Raw genomic sequence first — 384 nt, 5'->3', positions numbered from 1 at the left:
GTTCAACTCATTACGAATGCACTGAAAATGGCGTTCAAATCACGTAAGCCGCCTAAGGGGGTCATAATCCATTCAGATCGTGGTGTACAATACAGGGCACATGATTATCAGGACTTCATGCGCAAGCATGGCGGAGTGCCAAGCATGAGCCGTAAAGGCAATTGTTGGGACAACGCAGTGATGGAGTCATTCTACAGCCGACTAAAGGTCGAGCTGATATATGCAGAAGACTACCAAAATATTGAAGAAGCTCGAATGGGGATCTTCGAATATATCGAGATCTATTACAATCGAAATAGGAAGCACTCAGCGTTGGGCTATGTGAGTCCAGTGGTGTTTGAAAGTGTGTAGTTATGTTGTGTCCACTTTTCGTGGGGTACACTA

1 protein-coding gene is annotated in these 384 nt (G+C 45.1%); it reads left to right on the top strand.

Features of this window, described 5'->3' with window-relative positions; all coding sequences use genetic code 11:
• The coding region (locus EXA13_RS17020; protein WP_238134065.1) for an IS3 family transposase at window positions 1-351 on the top strand (351 nt) is incomplete at its 5' end.
• Between the last annotated feature and the right edge of the window lie 33 nt (window positions 352-384).

The organism is Vibrio cincinnatiensis (genome assembly GCF_022113815.1).
Lineage (GTDB): Bacteria > Pseudomonadota > Gammaproteobacteria > Enterobacterales > Vibrionaceae > Vibrio > Vibrio cincinnatiensis_A.
Note: the sequence above shows the minus strand (reverse complement) of the source record. Positions and strands in the feature narration are given on the sequence as shown.